The following is a 16,905-nucleotide window of genomic DNA, read 5'->3' as shown; positions in this document are numbered from 1 at the left end:
TACGGCTGACTGACACGAAAGGTACGTCGTGGCGATACTCTCCGTCGTGCTGCAGGTCCTGCTCGCAATCACGAGCCTCCTGCTCACGCTCCTCATCCTGCTGCACAAGGGCCGCGGTGGTGGCCTCTCCGACATGTTCGGCGGTGGGGTCACGAGCAACCTCGGTGCGTCCGGCGTGGCCGAGCGCAACCTCAACCGCATCACGGTGATCCTCGGTCTGGTCTGGATCGTCTCCATCATCGTGCTCGGTCTCATCAACAAGTTCACGGCGGGGGTCTGATCCATGGCAAGCGGAGGCAGTGCAATCCGAGGGTCTCGCGTCGGTGCGGGCCCGATGGGCGAACAGGACCGCGGGGTCCAGGCCGAGCGCGTGGCGATCTCGTACTGGGACGCCCTGGGCAACGAGGTCGTGCGGTACTTCGCCGCGAACCTGCCCGACGAGGAGATCCCCGAGACGGTGGACTCGCCGTCGAGCGGTCTGCCGGCCGGGCGCGACAAGGAGAACCCTCCCGTGGTCTCCAAGACGGAGCCCTACAAGACCCACCTCGCGTACGTGAAGGAACGCCGCACCGAGGAAGAGGCAGCGCAGCTCCTCGAGGACGCGCTCCAGCAGCTCCGGGAGCGTCGCGGCACCGCGGCGAAGAAGGCCTAGCGCACACACGCTGACGAAGGCCCCTGCACCCATGGTGCGGGGGCCTTCGTGCGTCCGGGGGAATGCCGGCAGCGCTCTGCTCGAGGTTGCCTGGTTCGCCGAGCGGTCACGACACGCCGCGTACGGTGCGCCGTGGTGGCGCGTTCTGTCGCCCGGGGCGTCCGCCGCCGACAGTTGGTGACCACTCGGCGTCGTGCCGCCGGGTGTCGCGGCCGTTCGGCGCCGGGGTCCCGGCGCAGGAGTGCCGCGCGGAGTGCCGGTTCGCCGAGTGGTCACGACACGCTGCGTGCGGTGCGCCGTGGTGGCACGTTCTGTCGCCTGGGGCGTCCGCGGCGGACAGTTCGCGACCACTCGGCGTCGCGCTGGCGGGGTGTCGCGACCGCCCGGCGCAGGAGTGCCGCTCGGAGTGCTGGTTTGCCGAGTGGTCACGACACGCCGTGTGTGGTGCGCCGAGTGGTCACCAACTGTCGCCTGGGGCGCCTGCGGCCGACAGTTCGCGACCACTCGGCGTCACGCAGCCGGGGTGTCGCGACCGCTCGGCGCCGGCAGTGGGCGCGACCACAGACGGACGGGAGGCCCGGTACCAGCTGGCACCGGGCCTCCCGTCCGTCAGGAACTCGCGTCTAGTACGTCGACGCGATCAGGTTCTCGGGGACGTCGCGCGCGGCGTCCTGATCCACGAAGAAGACCGTGCGCTTGCGACCCTGCACGCCACCGACGGGGACGTCTTCGATCGACGCACCCGCGAGCGCCAGCCCGAGGACCGAGGCCTTCTCGGCACCGGAGAGGATCACCCAGACGCGCTGCGAGGCGTTGATCACCGGGAAGGTGACGGTCAGACGCTGCGGCGGCGGCTTGGGGGAGTCGTCGACCGACACGACGGCACGGTCGGTGACGGTGAGCTGCGGGAACTCCGGGAAGAGCGAGGCGGTGTGTCCGTCGGGACCGACGCCGAGCAGCGTGATGTCGAAGCGCGGAGCGACGGCACCCTCGGGCGCGGCGTCCTGCAGCTCGCGCTCGTACTGGGTCGCAGCGGCCTCGATGTCGAGCCCGCCGTCCGACGCCGGCATCGGGTGGATGTTCGACGCGGGGATGTCGACGTGGTCGAAGAAGTCGGTCTGCGTGCCGATCGTGTTGCGGTCGGCGTCGTCTGCCGGAACCCAGCGCTCGTCGACCCACCAGACGTGCACCTTCGACCAGTCGACGCTCTCACGCGCCGGCGACTGGCCGATCGCGGCGAGGACCAGGGAGGACACCGAGCCACCGCTGATCGCGATGTCGGCACGCTCCTGCTCGTCGAGCACGTCGATGATCTTGGTGATGAAGCGTGCGGCGACCGAAGCGCCGAGGGCCTGCTTGTCCGGGTGCACGAGCACCCGCCGTTCGTTGGTCACGTGACTCCCGTGTTCGTGGCGGCCGACCGGTCGTCCGACCGCCTTCGGTCCGGTCGGGCCGCCTGCACCAGACAGGCGGCCCGACCGTGTGGGGTGTTGATCAGCGGGCGATGGTCTCGCGCAGCTGGGGCACCCCGTGCTTGACGACGTCTCCGAAGAGGACGTCCGGGTCGAGTCTACGGAGTTCCTCGGCCAGGCAGTCGCGCAGGTTGCGGCGTGGCAGCGACAGGTCGTGCGTCGGCTGCCCGGGCATCGAGAGCGTGGCGACGTCCACCAGGGACCGCTCGAGCTCGATGGTGCCGGACTCGCGCACGAGCTTCACACCGTGGATGCCGCTCGACCCGGTCGCGCGCGGCGACGTGACGACGGACACCGGTACCTGCAGCTGCAGCTGGAGCCATGCGGCGAGGAGGATCGTCGACGGGCTGTCGGACGCTCCGGAGACCTCGACCGCGGTGATCGGCTCGTACGGCGGCTGGTCGAGCGCCGCGGCGAGCTGGTTCCGCCACAGGGTCAGCCGGGTCCACGCGAAGTCGGTGTCACCCGGCACGTAGGACGCACCGAGCGCCTCGATCGCGCCGTTCGGGTCCTTCTGCGCGGCCGCGTCGGTGATCCGTCGCTGCGCGATGCGGCCGAGGGCCGACGCCGCGGGCTGCTCGGGAGCGGTCTGCGGCCACCAGGCCACGACGGGTGCGTCCGGCAGCAGGAGGCCGGTGACCAGGCTCTCCTCGTCGGTCGCGGTCTCGCCGTACGCACGGAGGACGATGACCTCGCTCGCGCCCGCGTCGCTGCCGACGCGGATCTGCGCGTCGAGGCGGCCGGGGGACTTCGTGTCACCGCTGTTCTTCGAGACGATGATCACGCGCATCGGGTGCTCGCGGGACGCCTCGTTCGCCGCCTCGATCGCCTCTTCCTCGTGGCCGAGGGCCGTCGAGATGATGAGGGTCAGCACGCGGCCGAGGGCGACGGCGCCGCCCTCTTCGCGGATGCGGACGAGCTTCTTCTGGATCTTCGACACCGTGGTGTCGGGCATGTCGATCTTCACGGACGCCTCCAGGTCCGACCGTCGCGGGCGAGCAGGGCGTCGGCGGATGCCGGGCCCCACGTGCCGGGACGGTACTGCTCGGGCTGGCCCTGCGTGGCCCAGAACTCCTCGATGGGGTCGAGGATCTTCCAGGACAGCTCGACCTCCTGGTGCCGCGGGAACAGCGGCGGGTCACCGAGGAGCACGTCGAGGATGAGTCGCTCGTACGCCTCGGGGGATGCTTCGGTGAACGCGTGGCCGTAGCCGAAGTCCATCGTCACGTCGCGCACCTGGGTGCCGACGCCGGGGACCTTCGAGCCGAAGCGGAGCGTGACGCCCTCGTCCGGCTGGACACGGATCACGAGCGCGTTCTGACCGAGCGGGGACTGCGTGTTGCCGTAGACGTCCTCGGGGACGCGCTTGAACACGATCGCGATCTCGGTCACACGACGACCGAGACGCTTGCCGGCGCGCAGGTAGAACGGCACGCCCTGCCAGCGGCGCGTGGCGATGTCGAGCTTGATCGCCGCGTAGGTCTCGGTGCCGGACTCGGGGTTCATCCCGGCCTCTTCGAGGAAGCCGAGTACCTTCTCGCCGCCCTGCCAGCCGCCGTCGTACTGCCCGCGGGCGGTGGCGGTCGACAGGTCCTCGGGCAGGCGCACGGCGGAGAGCACCTTCTCCTTCTCGGCACGCAGGTCGGCGGCCTTGAACGAGACGGGCTCCTCCATCGCGGTGAGCGCGAGGAGCTGCAGCAGGTGGTTCTGGATGACGTCGCGCGCCGCACCGATGCCGTCGTAGTACGCGGCACGTCCGGCGACGCCGATGTCCTCGGCCATCGTGATCTGCACGTGGTCGACGTAGTTCGAGTTCCAGATGGGTTCGTACATCTGGTTCGCGAACCGGAGCGTCAGGAGGTTCTGGACGGTCTCCTTGCCGAGGTAGTGGTCGATGCGGAACACGTCGTCGGGTGCGAAGACGCTCTCGACGATCGCGTTGAGCTCGCGCGCGGTGCGGAGGTCGGAGCCGAACGGCTTCTCGACGACGACGCGGCTCCAGGAGCCCTCGCGCTTCTCGGTCAGCCCGGACAGCTTCAGCTGCTCGGTGACGACCGGGAACATCTTCGGCGGGATCGACAGGTAGAACGCGTGGTTGCCCAGCGTCCCGCGCTCGGCGTCGAGGTCGTCGACGGTGCGCTTGAGCTCGCGGAACGCCTCGGGGTCGTCGAACGAGCCCTGCACGAAGCGGATGCCCTGTTCGAGCTGACGCCAGACGTCCTCGTCGAACGGGGTGCGGGAGTGTTCCTTGACGGCGTCGTGCACGAGCTGGGAGAAGTCTTGGTCCTCCCAGTCGCGACGAGCGAACCCGACGAGCGCGAACCCCGGGGGCAGGAGCCCCCGGTTGGCCAGGTCGTAGACCGCGGGCATCAGCTTCTTGCGTGACAGGTCGCCCGTCACGCCGAAGATGATGAGCGTGCTCGGTCCCGCGATCCGGTTCAGTCGACGATCCGTCGGCAGCCGGAGCGGGTTGTGCTCCGGGGTGATTGCCACCGGTGACATGAGTCGGTGAACTCCTTACGAGTCAGTGGGAGACGGCGGACGCGATCGCCGCGGTGGCGGCGTGGACGTCCGACGTGGTGAGGGTGAGGACCGGCCGGCCGTGCTCGGCGAGGACACTCGCGTCGCCGGCAGCCTGGGCCCGGAGGAGCTGCCCGAACGTGAACGGCCGACCCGGGATCGCCAGGTCGTCTGTTTCGTCGGCCACGATCTGCAGGAACACTCCCGTGGCGGGGCCGCCCTTGTGGTACTGGCCGGTCGAGTGCAGGAACCGCGGACCGTACCCGAAGGTGACAGGGCGCTCCGTGCGCGCCGCGATGGCGTCGCGCAGCGACTCGAGGCCGCTGTTCGTGGTGCGGTCGACGTACGCCTGCACCGACACGTAGCCGGTCGGGTCGAGTGCGGACAGGAGGCCCGACACGGCTTCCGAGAGCGTCGCACCGACCACGAGTCCGGGCGTCGCGCGGACGGCGATGCCGTCCTCGGAGAACGCCGGCTCGGCCGGAGCGGGGCGGTCGTCGAGCAGCGCGCGGGTCGCGACCTTGGCGGCCTCGACGTCGGGCTGGTCGAACGGGTTGATGCCGAGCAGGCGACCGGCGACCGCGACGGCGTACTCCCAGACGAGGATCTGGCCACCGAGCGTGCCGGTGATCTCGACCTCGCCGTCGGCCACGTGACGCTCGTCCTCGCGCGAACCGACCAAGCGGATGACCTGGACGTCGGGCAGGCCGGCGGTGACCTCGGGGGAGTCAGTGTGCAGCACGACGGGCAGCAGGCCACGGCCGTCCTTGCCGGTCGACTCCGCGATCAGCTGTTCGACCCAGTCGCCGAAACCGACGATGTGCGTGCCGTCGGGCACGATGGCGATCTTGTCGCGCAGCGGCTCGGTGCCGGCGAGGACCGCACCGAGCACGAGCCCGGGGTTCTCGTCCAGGTCGACCGAGAGCAGCGCGGAGATCGCGTCGGCCTCGTCGAGGAGCTCGGCGATGTCCGCTCCCGCGAGCCCGGACGGCACGAGGCCGAAGGCGGTGAGCGCGGAGTAGCGCCCGCCGACCGTGGGGTCGGCGGTGAAGACGCGGTACCCGGCGTCGATCGCAGCGGCCTCGAGCGCGGAGCCCGGGTCGGTGACGACGACGATGCGGCGGGCGGGGTCGATGCCGGCGTCGCGGAAGGCCTGCTCGTACACACGACGCTGCGAATCGGTCTCGAGGGTCGAGCCGGACTTCGACGAGACCACGAGCACCGTGCGCTCGAGGTCGGTCGTCACGGCCGCGCGGACCTGTGCGGGGTCGGTCGAGTCGAGGACCGTGAGGGGCACGCCGGCGGTGCGCGTGATGACCTCGGGTGCGAGGGACGAGCCGCCCATGCCGGCGAGGACGACGTGGTCGACCCCTTCGGCACGGAGCGACTCGCGCAGCGCGGTGACCTCGGCGACGAGCGGGCGGGAGACCGAGACGGCCTCCACCCAGCCGAGGCGCTTCGACGCCTCGGCCTCGGCGACGGTTCCCCACAGATCGGCGTCCTGGGCTGTGATGCCCGAGGCCACCAGGTCAGCGACGAGCCGCGGGACCACCTGTTCGATGGCCCGCGCGGCGTCGCCGCTGGCTGCGATGGAAACCGTCACTACTTGGCGCCCTCGAGCGCTGCCTTGACGGTGTCGACGAGCTCGCCCCAGGAGACGATGAACTTGTCCACGCCCTCCTTCTCGAGCAGTGCGACGACCTCGTCGTAGTCGACGCCCTGTGCGGCGAGCTGGTCGAGGACCTGCTGCGCCTGGTCGAACGTGCCGGCGATGGCGTCGCCGTGGATCTCACCGTGGTCGAACGTGGCGTCGAGCGTCTTGCCCGGCATCGTGTTGACGGTGTTCGGGGCGGCGAGCTCGGTCACGTAGAGCGTGTCGGGGAGCGACGGGTCCTTGACACCGGTCGAGGCCCAGAGCGGACGCTGCGTGTTGGCACCGGACTCGAGCAGGCCGAGGGCACGCTCGGAGGCGAACGCCTCGGTCCAGACCTGGTACGCGAGCTGCGCGTTGGCGATGCCGGCCTTCGACTTGAGGGCCTTGGCCTCGTCGGTGCCGACGGCGTCCAGGCGCTTGTCGATCTCGGAGTCGACGCGCGACACGAAGAAGGACGCGACCGAGTGGATCTTGGAGAGGTCGTGGCCGGCGGCCTTGGCCTTCTCGAGCCCACCGAGGTAGGCGTCGATGACGGCGCGGTAGCGCTCGAGCGAGAAGATCAGGGTGACGTTGACGGAGATGCCGGCGCCGATGACCTCGGTGATCGCCTCGAGACCCTCGAGCGTCGCCGGGATCTTGATGAGGACGTTCTCCTTGCCGACCTTCTCGAACAGGAACTTGGCCTGCTCGATGGTCTTGGCGGTGTCGTGCGCGAGGCCCGGCTCGACCTCGATCGAGACGCGGCCGTCGAAGCCCTTGGTCTCGTCGTAGATCGGCTTGAAGACGTCGGAGGCGTTCGCGACGTCCTGCGTGGTGATCTCGAAGATCGCGTCGGTGACGTCGGTGCCCGCAGCGGCGAGCTCCTTGACCTGCGAGTCGTAGCGCTCGCCCTTGGCGAGGGCCGACGCGAAGATCGTCGGGTTGGTCGTCACACCGACGACGTTCTTCTGCTCGATGAGCTCGGTGAGCTTGCCGGTCTCGAGGAGCTCGCGGGAGAGGTCGTCGAGCCAGATGCTCACGCCGACCGCGGAGAGGGCGGCGGTGGGGGTGTTCTCAGCCATGTGTTTCTCTTCTTCTTTCATCGACGGGTCCGTGAGGACCGTGAGTCGGGGTTTCGGGGACGGGAGGCCCGTGGCGGAACCGAGCCGGGCCTCCCGGAAGAAGGGCCGGATCCGGAAACCGGACCCGGCCCTTGCAGGTCAGGAAGCTGCGATCGATTCCTTCGCGGCGGCCACGACGTGCTCCGTCGTGAAGCCGAACTCCTTGAAGAGCGTCTGGTAGTCGGCCGAGGCACCGAAGTGCTCGATCGAGACGCTGCGGCCCTTGTCGCCGACGATGTCGCGCCAGCTCATGGCGATGCCGGCCTCGACCGACACGCGAGCGGTGACGTCCTTCGGGAGCACCTGGTCCTGGTAGTTCTCGGACTGGGCGCGGAACCACTCGATCGACGGGGCGCTCACGACGCGGGCGTTGATGCCCTCGGCCTTCAGCTGCTCGCGTGCCTCGACCGCGATCTGGACCTCGGAACCGGTCGCGATGAGGATGACGTCCGGGGTTCCGTTGGGCGCCTCGGCCAGGATGTACGCACCCTTGGCGACGTTCTTCGCCGAGGCGAAGACCTCACCGGAGGCGTCACCCTCGCCACGCTCGAACACGGGGAGGTTCTGACGGCTCAGCGCGATGCCGGCCGGGCGGTCGGTGTGCTTGAGCATCTCGAGCCACGCGTACGCGACCTCGTTGGCGTCGGCCGGGCGGACGACGTCGAGACCGGGGATCGCACGGAGCGAGGAGACCTGCTCGATCGGCTGGTGCGTCGGGCCGTCCTCGCCGAGGGCGATGGAGTCGTGGGTCCAGACGTAGATCGCCGGCGCCTGCATGAGCGCGGCGAGACGGACCGCCGGACGCATGTAGTCGCTGAAGATGAGGAACGTGCCACCGAAGGGGCGGGTGTTCCCGTGCAGGACGATGCCGTTGAGGATCGAGCCCATGGCGTGCTCGCGGATGCCGAAGTGCAGCACGCGGCCGTACGGGTCGGTGCTCCACGTCGACGTCGAGGCCTCGGCCGGACCGAAGGACTTGGCGCCCTCGATCGTGGTGAGGTTCGACTCGGCGAGGTCGGCGGAACCGCCCCAGAACTCGGGCATCAGCGGCGCGATGGCGTTGATGACCTTGCCGGAGGCGGCACGGGTCGAGACGGCCTTGTCGGTCGGGAAGACCGGGAGCGCTGCTTCGAGGCCCTCCGGGAGCTCCTTCGACTGGACGCGGTCGAACAGCGCCTTCTTGTCGGCGTTGGCCGCGGCCCACGCGTCGAAGGACTTCCGCCACTCGGCGTGCTCGGCCTGGCCCTTGGCGACGGCGCCGCGGGTGTACTCGAGGACCTCGGGGGCGACCTCGAAGGTCTTGTCGGTGTCGAAGCCGAGGACCTCCTTGAGGCCCTTGATCTCGTCGGCGCCGAGCGCCGAACCGTGGATCTTGCCCGAGTTCTGCTTGGTCGGCGACGGCCAGCCGATGATCGTCTTGAGGACGATGAGCGACGGCTTGTCGGTGACCTGCTTGGCGGCCTCGATCGCGGCGTGGAGCTCCTCGACGTCCTCGGAGTACTCGCCGGTCTTCTTCCAGTCGACGATCTGGACGTGCCAGCCGAGCGCCTCGTAGCGGTCGGCGACGCTCTCGGAGAACGCGATGTCGGTGTTGTCCTCGATCGAGATCTGGTTCGAGTCGTAGAACGCGATGAGGTTGCCGAGCTGCTGACGGCCGGCGAGCGAGCCGGACTCGTTCGTCACGCCCTCCTGCATGTCGCCGTCGCCGGCGATCACGTAGGTGTAGTGGTCGAACGGCGACTGGCCGGCCGGGGTCTCCGGGTCGAACAGGCCGCGCTCGAAGCGCTGGGCGTAGGCGAAGCCGACCGAGGACGCGAGGCCCTGGCCGAGCGGGCCCGTGGTGATCTCGACACCGTCGGTGTGGCCGTACTCCGGGTGACCCGGGGTCTTCGAGCCCCACTTGCGCAGGTGCTGCAGGTCGTCGATCTCGAGCCCGTAGCCGTGCAGGTAGAACTGCACGTACTGGAGGATCGAGGCGTGACCGGCGGAGAGGATGAAGCGGTCGCGGCCGATCCAGGTGGAGTCGCTCGGGTCGCGACGCATCACCTTCTGGAAGAGCAGGTGGGCGAGCGGAGCGAGGCTCATCGCGGTGCCGGGGTGACCGTTGCCGGCGGCCTCGACCGAGTCTGCGGCGAGAACGCGGGCCGTGTCGACGGCCTTCCGGTCGATGGCGTCCCAGGTGAATTCAGCCACTTGGATGTTGACCCTTCTTGATGCGACATGTGCGAGGGCTCGTGCCATCGCACGGACATGTGGCCATCCCGGGGCCGAGTCGTGTCGCCGTCTAGCGGCGGCCGACCGGCTCATCGCGGCCGACGTCATCGGGGCGCGCACTGCGGGAGGGCGTGTCCAGCATAGTGACCCGGTACTCAGAAGGGGTTCAGGTGACCCCCGATGTTCACACCGGGGTGGCCGCCGACGGTCGATCCGGGCGTGTCGAGCGCGTCCGGATCACGCCGGGATGTCGGAGCGGGGCACCGTCGCGGCGCTTCCATCCCGTAAACTGGTCGGGACCCGTGGACATTCCGGGTCAGCGCATGCCCGGACGCCGTCGCAGTCGTCCACCGAGTGTGCGAGCTGATGCGAACAGACTGAGGTTCTCTTGCCGACTGCCACCGTGACCCGGCCCGACACCGATCGACCCCGATCGCCGCTGTCCCGCAAGGTCCGTGCGTACGTCTCGTTGACGAAGCCGCGCGTGATGGAGCTGCTGCTCGTCACCACGGCGCCGACGATGTTCCTCGCCGAACGTGGCGTCCCCGACCTGTGGCTCGTCTTCTGGACGATGCTCGGCGGAGCGATGTCGGCCGGTTCGGCGTCGGCCTTCAACTGCTACATCGACCGTGACATCGACCGGCTGATGAAGCGGACCAGCACCCGCCCGCTCGTCACCGGTGAACTGTCCGACCGCGAGGCCCTCGTGTTCTCGTGGGTGCTCGGCATCCTGTCGACCGCGGTGCTCGGGTTCCTGGTGAACTGGCTCGCGGCGGCGCTGAGCGTCATCGCGATCCTCATCTACGTGTTCGTCTACACGCTGTGGCTCAAGCGCCGCACCCCGCAGAACATCGTCTGGGGCGGCTCGGCCGGCTGCATGCCCGTGCTCATCGGCTGGGCGGGCGTCACCGGGTCGCTGACCTGGACCCCGGTCATCCTGTTCATGGTGATCTTCCTCTGGACGCCGCCGCACTACTGGCCGCTGTCGATGAAGTACCGCGACGACTACGACGCGGCGGACGTGCCGATGCTCGCCGTGGTCCGCGGCCGCACCGTCGTCGGCCTGCAGGTCGTGCTGTACGCCTGGGCGACGCTCGTCTGCTCGCTCCTGCTCATCCCGGTCGGGCACATGGGGCCGCTCTACACGGTCGTCGCGCTGGCCGGCGGCATCTGGTTCGTCCTCGAGTCGCACCGCCTGTACTCGCGGGCCATCCAGCACGTCGAGCACGTGCAGCCGATGCGGGTCTTCCACAGCTCGATCACGTACCTGACGCTGCTCTTCATCGCCGTGGGCATCGACCCGCTGCTGCCGCAGGTCTTCACCTTCTAGGCGGTCGAGCGGGCGCTCGCGCGCGCTCGGTCGGCACGACGCCGTCGTGGCCTGTTGACGCCGTCGTGTGGGTACGACGCCGCCCACCCGCCGAGACGCCGCCGAATCCGGGGGCGTCTCGCGCGTTCCGCGGTGTATCGGCAGGGCACCGGCGTCCTGCATCGGGCACGGGGCGGACTGGAGGCACGGTGCGTGCCCGCCACGGGCCTCCCGTCCGGTCTCGCCGGTGTCGGCCGCGGGGCGGACGCGTGGCGCGGACCGCGGCGCCCTCCCGTCCAGACCCACCACGAACGCGACACCCCACGAGTCGAACGACTCGTGGGGTGTCGGAGAACGGGTGTCGAGCGCGCGACGCGCCCGGGCGTCAGGCGTCGATGGGTTCCCGGACGGCGTCTCGGCCGGCCGAGGCCCGCGTCGACAGCACCACGGCGGTCACCGCACCGACGAGCAGCCCGGCGAGCACCATGTGCGTGCCGACGAGCCCGACGGGCAGACCCGTGCGTGCCTGCGTGAGGCCGACGGCGATCTGCAGGAACTCGACGACGAGCAGCAGCAGCGGCCACTTGCTCGGTCGGCCCAGGCGGACGGCTCCGATGACGAGCACCAGGGTCAGGGCGAAGAGGGCGTACGCGGGCCAGGCGTGCACGTGCTCCATGACCGCGGGGTCGAACCCGGTGCGGTGCAGGCGGCCACCGTCGACGGCGGCGTCGGCTCCGGCGTGCGGGCCGCTGCCGGTGGTCAGGATGCCGACGAGGACGGTCACGACGACGGCGGCGACGGTGCCGCGGACGACACCCGTGTACCAGCCGGGGACGAGCCGCTGGGCGGTGCGCGGACCGTGCGTGGTGCGGTAGACCAGCGCGGCGGTCACCGAGGTGAGGGCGGCGGAGACGACGAAGTGCAGCCCGACCACGAAGGGGTTCAGGTTCGTCCAGACGCTCATGCCGCCGATGACGGCCTGCACGGGGATCGCGACGCCCTGAGCGAACGCCAGCCAGAAGAGTTCGGGGCGCGTGCGGAGCATCCGGACGACCGCGAGGAACATCGCGACGGCCACGATCACGAGCACGAAGGTGAGCAGACGGTTGCCGAACTCGATGATGCCGTGGATGCCCATCTCCGGCGTGGAGACGAGCGAATCCGCCGTGCACTTGGGCCAGGTGGGGCATCCGAGGCCCGAGGCGGTGAGGCGCACCAGGCCTCCGGTGCCGATCAGCACGACCTCGACCACGAAGGACGCCCAGGCCAGTGCGACCACGCGACGGTCGACCACGCGGGGGAGCGACCACCACCGTCCGGTCCGGAGATCCTGCTCGACGGGGGATCCGACGCGTGTCACGAGGGTGGTGCCTTCCTGTTGTTCCGTGCGGTGAACCTGTAGGATTCGAGGGTTCAGCAGCAGTCAAGTCTAGGCAGGCGCCGGCTCCGAATGGGCCGAGATCGCCGATCACTCCACGGACTGCGTGGAACCATTGTCGTTGCGAGGGAGCAGCACCGGGTCCGCATGTCAGCGGTCCGCGGTGGAATGGCGTCCAGACGCCACGGGTTCACACCTGTAACGCTGTCCCGCGAGAAGGAAACGAGGAGACCATGTCCGACGTGCTCATCGACCGTCCCGAGCTCGAAGGGCTCGGCCAATACGAGTTCGGCTGGTCCGACTCCGACTCGGCAGGGTCCTCCGCCCGCCGTGGGATCTCGGAAGAGGTCGTCACCGACATCTCGAACCTCAAGAACGAGCCCGAGTGGATGCTGAAGAACCGCCTCAAGGGGCTGTCGCTCTTCGGCCGCAAGCCGATGCCGACGTGGGGTGCCGACCTGACGGGCATCGACTTCGACAACATCAAGTACTTCGTGCGCTCCACCGAGAAGCAGGCGCAGTCGTGGGAAGACCTCCCCGAGGACATCCGTGCGACCTACGAGAAGCTCGGCATCCCCGAGGCCGAGCGCCAGCGCCTCGTCGCCGGTGTCGCCGCCCAGTACGAGTCCGAGGTCGTCTACCACCAGATCCGCGAGGACCTGGAGCAGCAGGGCGTCATCTTCATGGACACCGACACGGCGCTCCGTGAGCACCCGGAGCTGTTCGAGGAGTACTTCGGCACCGTGATCCCGGCCGGCGACAACAAGTTCGCCGCGCTGAACACGGCCGTCTGGTCCGGTGGCTCGTTCGTCTACGTCCCCAAGGGCGTCCACGTCGAGATCCCGCTGCAGGCCTACTTCCGGATCAACACCGAGAACATGGGCCAGTTCGAGCGGACGCTGATCATCGCCGACGAGGACTCGTACGTCCACTACATCGAGGGCTGCACCGCCCCGATCTACAAGTCCGACTCGCTGCACTCGGCCGTCGTCGAGATCATCGTGAAGAAGAACGCCCGCGTTCGGTACACGACGATCCAGAACTGGTCGAACAACGTCTACAACCTCGTCACCAAGCGTGCGATCGCACACGAGGGCGCGACGATGGAGTGGATCGACGGCAACATCGGGTCCAAGGTCACGATGAAGTACCCGTCGATCTACCTCGCCGGCGAGCACGCCAAGGGCGAGACGCTCTCCGTCGCCTTCGCGGGCCCCGGTCAGCACCAGGACGCCGGCGCGAAGATGATCCACATGGCGCCGTACACGACGTCGTCGATCGTCTCGAAGTCGATCGCCCGTGGTGGCGGTCGTGCGGGCTACCGCGGTGAGGTCCGGGTCGACCCGGCCGCGCACCACGCCGCCAACACCGTGCGCTGCGACGCCCTGCTGGTCGACACGATCAGCCGGAGCGACACCTACCCGGCGATCGACATCCGTGTCGACGACGTGCAGCTGGGGCACGAGGCCACGGTCTCGCGTGTCAGCGAGGAGCAGCTCTTCTACCTCATGTCCCGCGGCATGGCCGAGGACGAGGCGATGGCGATGATCGTCCGTGGCTTCATCGAGCCGATCGCCCGCGAACTCCCGATGGAGTACGCACTCGAACTCAACAAGCTCATCGAGATGAGCATGGAAGGATCCGTCGGCTAGATGTCCAGCACCACCCCTCCCCACATCGACCAGCCGATCGAGCCCGCTGCCGCAGCGCAGGGCGGCACCCAGCACGGCGCCGGAGCCCACTCCGACGGCGGCTGGGACGCCCCCGACAAGAAGGTGCCGGTCCAGACCCGCTCCGAGCGGTTCCAGTCCGGCGACGTCGAGGCGTTCCCGAAGGTCACCGGCCGAGAGGTCAACTGGAAGTTCGCGCCGCTCGCCAAGCTCCAGCCGCTGCTGGACGGCGGACTCGACGGATCCGCCTACCCGTACCTCGCCCGCCAGTCCGAGGGTGCCGACGTCGAGTGGGGTCGCAGGGACGACCCCCGCGTCGGCTCCGCCGGACTGCCCGAGGACCGCGCCTCGGCCGCGGCCTGGACCGCGCGCGACGCCGTGCTGGCGATCACGATCAAGGCCACCGAGGCACACGAGTTCATCACCGTGACGCGCTCCGACTTCGGGTCGCAGCCCCGCGCCGCGCACACGGTCATCACGGCCGAGCCGAACGCGCAGGGCATCGTCGTGCTCGACAACCGCGGCAGCGCCCTGCTCAGCGAGAACGTCGAGATCGCCGCGCAGCAGAACTCGCGACTGACCGTCGTCAGCCTCCAGGACTGGGACGACGACGCCGTGCACGTCGCGACGCACTTCGCCGAGGTCGGTCGTGACGCGTTCCTCAAGCACGTCGTGGTCTCGCTCGGCGGCGACGTCATCCGGGTCAACCCCTCGACGCACCTCGGTGCGCAGGGCGCCGACACCGAGATGTACGGCGTGTACTTCGCCGACGCCGGCCAGTACATCGAGCAGCAGGTCTACGTGAACCACGACGCGCCGAACACGCGCGGTCGGGTCAACTACAAGGGCGCGCTGCAGGGTCAGGGCGCGCACACCGTCTGGATCGGTGACGTCCTGATCGGCCGCGCCGGCGACGGCACCGACTCGTACGAGCAGAACCGCAACCTCGTGCTGACGGACGGCACCCGCGCCGACAGCATCCCGAACCTCGAGATCGAGACGGGCAACATCGAGGGCGCCGGACACGCGAGTGCGACCGGTCGCTTCGACGACGAGCAGCTGTTCTACCTGCAGTCCCGCGGCGTCCCGGAAGAAGAAGCCCGGCGCCTCGTCGTGCTCGGCTTCCTGGTCGAGGTCATCCAGAAGATCGGTGCCCCCGAGCTCGAGGAGCGCCTCATCGCCGCGGTCGAGCAGGAGCTGGCCGAGGGCCGTTCGGTCATCGCCGCACGGGCCGAAGCGGGCGCCACGCAGTCCGACGGCGCGGAGGCCGACGCCTGATGGCCGAGAAGGTCTGCGCCGAAGCCGACATCGCGGTGGACAGCCCGATGCGGGTGGTCGTCGGCGGCACGGCGGTCGCGATCGTGAAGGACTCGTCCGGCACGGTCCACGCCATCGGCGACACCTGCACGCACGGCGACATCTCGCTGGCCGAGGGCTTCGTCGAGGGTGACTCGCTGGAGTGCTGGGCCCACGGGTCCCGCTTCTCGCTGACCACCGGTAAGCCGCAGAACTTCCCGGCCTACGAGCCCGTCCCGGTCTTCCGGGTCGAGGTCCGCGACGGCGACGTCTACGTCGACGTGCAGGACGTCGTCCCGGTCGACTGAGCACCCCAACACTTCCCGCGGCTGACGCCGCACCACAGCTGCAACCGAAGGAACGCAATGTCCACTCTGGAAATCCGTGACCTCAAGGTCTCGATCGACACCGATCAGGGCACCAAGGAGATCCTGAAGGGTGTCGACCTCACCATCAACGAGGGCGAGATCCACGCGATCATGGGGCCGAACGGCTCCGGCAAGTCCACCCTGGCGTACACGATCGCCGGGCACCCCCGGTACAACGTCGTCGGTGGCACGATCACCCTCGACGGCGAGGACGTCCTCGCGATGAGCGTCGACGAGCGCGCCCGTGCCGGCATGTTCCTGGCGATGCAGTACCCGGTCGAGATCCCCGGCGTGACGGTGTCGAACTTCCTCCGCACCGCCAAGACGGCGATCGACGGTGAGGCTCCGGCGCTCCGTGGCTGGATCAAGGAACTCCGCCAGTCGATGGCCGACCTGAAGATGGACTCTTCGTTCGCCGAGCGCAACGTCAACGAGGGCTTCTCCGGTGGCGAGAAGAAGCGCCACGAGATCATGCAGCTCGAGCTCCTCAAGCCGAAGTTCGCCGTCCTCGACGAGACCGACTCCGGCCTCGACGTCGACGCGCTGAAGATCGTCTCCGAGGGCGTCAACCGCGCCAAGGCCGCGACCGGCCTCGGTGTGCTGCTCATCACGCACTACACGCGCATCCTCCGCTACATCAAGCCGGACTTCGTGCACGTGTTCGTCGCCGGCAAGATCGCGGAGCAGGGCGGCCCCGAGCTCGCCGACCGCCTCGAGAACGAGGGCTACGACCGCTACGTCCAGGCCGTCGCCGCCGCCGAGGCGCAGGCCTGATGATCGCCGCACTCGCTCCCGACAAGTTCGACGAGGTCGTCGAGGGCCTGAAGGAGGTCCAGGACCCGGAGCTCGGCGTGAACATCGTCGACCTCGGCCTGATCTACGACCTCGCCTGGGACGACGACGCCAACGCGCTCGTCATCAGCATGACGCTCACCAGCGCCGGCTGCCCCCTGACCGACGTCATCGAGGGTGACACCGCGAACGCCCTCGACGGCATCGTGGACGCCTTCCGGATCAACTGGGTCTGGATGCCGCCGTGGGGTCCGGAACGGATCACCGACGACGGACGCGAGATGATGCGCGCCCTCGGGTTCGCGATCTAGTCGCGACCCACCACGGACGGGAGGCGCGGTGCCAGCTGGCACCGCGCCTCCCGTCCGTCTGTGCGCACGCCACGCGCGGGGCGCGCCGCCGATCGGTCGTGACCGCCCGCTCACGTTCGCCGGGTGGTCGCGTTCTGTCGGCTGACGGTGCTCCAGGCGACGGAATGCG

The 16,905-nt window shown here is 69.3% G+C and carries 15 protein-coding genes; 8 read left to right on the top strand and 7 right to left on the bottom strand.

The features are described 5' to 3' along the window. Window positions 1-28: 28 nt before the first annotated feature. Both secG and BR70_RS0108265 read left to right on the top strand, forming a co-directional pair. Window positions 29-280 carry a preprotein translocase subunit SecG gene (gene secG / locus BR70_RS0108270; protein ID WP_017887256.1) on the top strand — a complete coding sequence of 84 codons (252 nt, stop codon included), beginning with the start codon at window positions 29-31 and terminating at the stop codon, window positions 278-280. A 3-nt stretch (window positions 281-283) separates the two neighbouring features. Further along, window positions 284-652: an RNA polymerase-binding protein RbpA gene (locus tag BR70_RS0108265; RefSeq protein WP_027465686.1), complete on the top strand. Its 369-nt coding sequence runs from the start codon at window positions 284-286 to the stop codon at window positions 650-652. 623 nt (window positions 653-1,275) lie between these two features. Here BR70_RS0108265 and pgl read toward each other — a convergent pair. The 6 genes from pgl to tkt form a co-directional block, all read right to left on the bottom strand. Continuing rightward, window positions 1,276-2,046, bottom strand: coding sequence for a 6-phosphogluconolactonase (pgl, locus tag BR70_RS0108260; RefSeq protein WP_027465685.1), 771 nt, complete (start codon window positions 2,044-2,046; stop codon window positions 1,276-1,278). A 100-nt stretch (window positions 2,047-2,146) separates the two neighbouring features. Then, a complete protein-coding gene (locus BR70_RS0108255; RefSeq protein WP_027465684.1) occupies window positions 2,147-3,091 on the bottom strand; it encodes a glucose-6-phosphate dehydrogenase assembly protein OpcA in 945 nt (314 codons plus the stop codon). After that, window positions 3,088-4,626, bottom strand: coding sequence for a glucose-6-phosphate dehydrogenase (gene zwf / locus BR70_RS0108250; RefSeq protein ID WP_027465683.1), 1,539 nt, complete (start codon window positions 4,624-4,626; stop codon window positions 3,088-3,090). Before zwf ends, BR70_RS0108255 begins: the two co-directional genes overlap by 4 nt. Before the next feature lie 22 nt (window positions 4,627-4,648). Continuing rightward, the gene (locus tag BR70_RS0108245; protein WP_027465682.1) at window positions 4,649-6,247 is read right to left on the bottom strand and encodes a glucose-6-phosphate isomerase; all 1,599 of its coding nucleotides are present in this window, start codon (window positions 6,245-6,247) and stop codon (window positions 4,649-4,651) included. Further along, window positions 6,247-7,359: a transaldolase gene (gene tal / locus BR70_RS0108240; RefSeq protein WP_027465681.1), complete on the bottom strand. Its 1,113-nt coding sequence runs from the start codon at window positions 7,357-7,359 to the stop codon at window positions 6,247-6,249. The genes BR70_RS0108245 and tal overlap by 1 nt, the downstream gene beginning before the upstream one ends. 138 nt (window positions 7,360-7,497) lie before the next feature. Next, window positions 7,498-9,591 carry a transketolase gene (gene tkt, locus BR70_RS0108235; RefSeq protein WP_027465680.1) on the bottom strand — a complete coding sequence of 698 codons (2,094 nt, stop codon included), beginning with the start codon at window positions 9,589-9,591 and terminating at the stop codon, window positions 7,498-7,500. A 424-nt stretch (window positions 9,592-10,015) separates the two neighbouring features. On the opposite strand from tkt, the gene BR70_RS0108230 reads away from it, so the two are divergent. Beyond that, the gene (locus BR70_RS0108230; RefSeq protein ID WP_027465679.1) at window positions 10,016-10,942 is read left to right on the top strand and encodes a heme o synthase; all 927 of its coding nucleotides are present in this window, start codon (window positions 10,016-10,018) and stop codon (window positions 10,940-10,942) included. Between the two features lie 364 nt (window positions 10,943-11,306). On the opposite strand, the gene BR70_RS20125 is transcribed toward BR70_RS0108230, so the two are convergent. Next, window positions 11,307-12,281: a COX15/CtaA family protein gene (locus BR70_RS20125; RefSeq protein ID WP_051596734.1), complete on the bottom strand. Its 975-nt coding sequence runs from the start codon at window positions 12,279-12,281 to the stop codon at window positions 11,307-11,309. Between the two features lie 251 nt (window positions 12,282-12,532). On the opposite strand from BR70_RS20125, the gene sufB reads away from it, so the two are divergent. Genes sufB through BR70_RS0108200 form a run of 5 tightly spaced genes read left to right on the top strand, consistent with a single transcriptional unit; the run spans window position 12,533 to window position 16,736 of the window. Beyond that, window positions 12,533-13,951 (top strand): Fe-S cluster assembly protein SufB, encoded by a 1,419-nt coding sequence (gene sufB / locus BR70_RS0108220; RefSeq protein WP_027465678.1) that lies wholly within the window; start codon window positions 12,533-12,535, stop codon window positions 13,949-13,951. Continuing rightward, window positions 13,952-15,247, top strand: a complete 1,296-nt coding sequence (gene sufD / locus BR70_RS20120) for a Fe-S cluster assembly protein SufD (protein ID WP_035808315.1) — start codon at window positions 13,952-13,954, stop codon at window positions 15,245-15,247. Continuing rightward, on the top strand, window positions 15,247-15,573 hold the full coding sequence (locus tag BR70_RS0108210) for a non-heme iron oxygenase ferredoxin subunit (RefSeq protein ID WP_017887268.1): 327 nt from the start codon (window positions 15,247-15,249) through the stop codon (window positions 15,571-15,573). The genes sufD and BR70_RS0108210 overlap by 1 nt, the downstream gene beginning before the upstream one ends. Window positions 15,574-15,630: 57 nt before the next feature. Beyond that, on the top strand, window positions 15,631-16,407 hold the full coding sequence (gene sufC, locus BR70_RS0108205) for a Fe-S cluster assembly ATPase SufC (RefSeq protein ID WP_017887269.1): 777 nt from the start codon (window positions 15,631-15,633) through the stop codon (window positions 16,405-16,407). Further along, window positions 16,407-16,736, top strand: coding sequence for a metal-sulfur cluster assembly factor (locus BR70_RS0108200; protein WP_017887270.1), 330 nt, complete (start codon window positions 16,407-16,409; stop codon window positions 16,734-16,736). Before sufC ends, BR70_RS0108200 begins: the two co-directional genes overlap by 1 nt. Window positions 16,737-16,905: the final 169 nt, after the last annotated feature.

It is taken from the genome of Curtobacterium sp. UNCCL17, from assembly GCF_000686685.1.
Lineage (GTDB): Bacteria > Actinomycetota > Actinomycetes > Actinomycetales > Microbacteriaceae > Curtobacterium > Curtobacterium flaccumfaciens.
Note: the sequence above shows the minus strand (reverse complement) of the source record. Positions and strands in the feature narration are given on the sequence as shown.

Excerpts from the sequence above, each read along its gene's own strand:
- BR70_RS0108265 (WP_027465686.1), top strand. The coding sequence starts at position 284 with ATGGCAAGCGGAGGCAGTGCAATCCGAGGGTCTCGCGTCGGTGCGGGC.
- zwf (WP_027465683.1), bottom strand. The coding sequence starts at position 4,626 with ATGTCACCGGTGGCAATCACCCCGGAGCACAACCCGCTCCGGCTGCCG.
- tal (WP_027465681.1), bottom strand. The coding sequence starts at position 7,359 with ATGGCTGAGAACACCCCCACCGCCGCCCTCTCCGCGGTCGGCGTGAGC.
- sufB (WP_027465678.1), top strand. The coding sequence starts at position 12,533 with ATGTCCGACGTGCTCATCGACCGTCCCGAGCTCGAAGGGCTCGGCCAA.
- sufD (WP_035808315.1), top strand. The coding sequence starts at position 13,952 with ATGTCCAGCACCACCCCTCCCCACATCGACCAGCCGATCGAGCCCGCT.
- BR70_RS0108210 (WP_017887268.1), top strand. The coding sequence starts at position 15,247 with ATGGCCGAGAAGGTCTGCGCCGAAGCCGACATCGCGGTGGACAGCCCG.
- sufC (WP_017887269.1), top strand. The coding sequence starts at position 15,631 with ATGTCCACTCTGGAAATCCGTGACCTCAAGGTCTCGATCGACACCGAT.
- BR70_RS0108200 (WP_017887270.1), top strand. The coding sequence starts at position 16,407 with ATGATCGCCGCACTCGCTCCCGACAAGTTCGACGAGGTCGTCGAGGGC.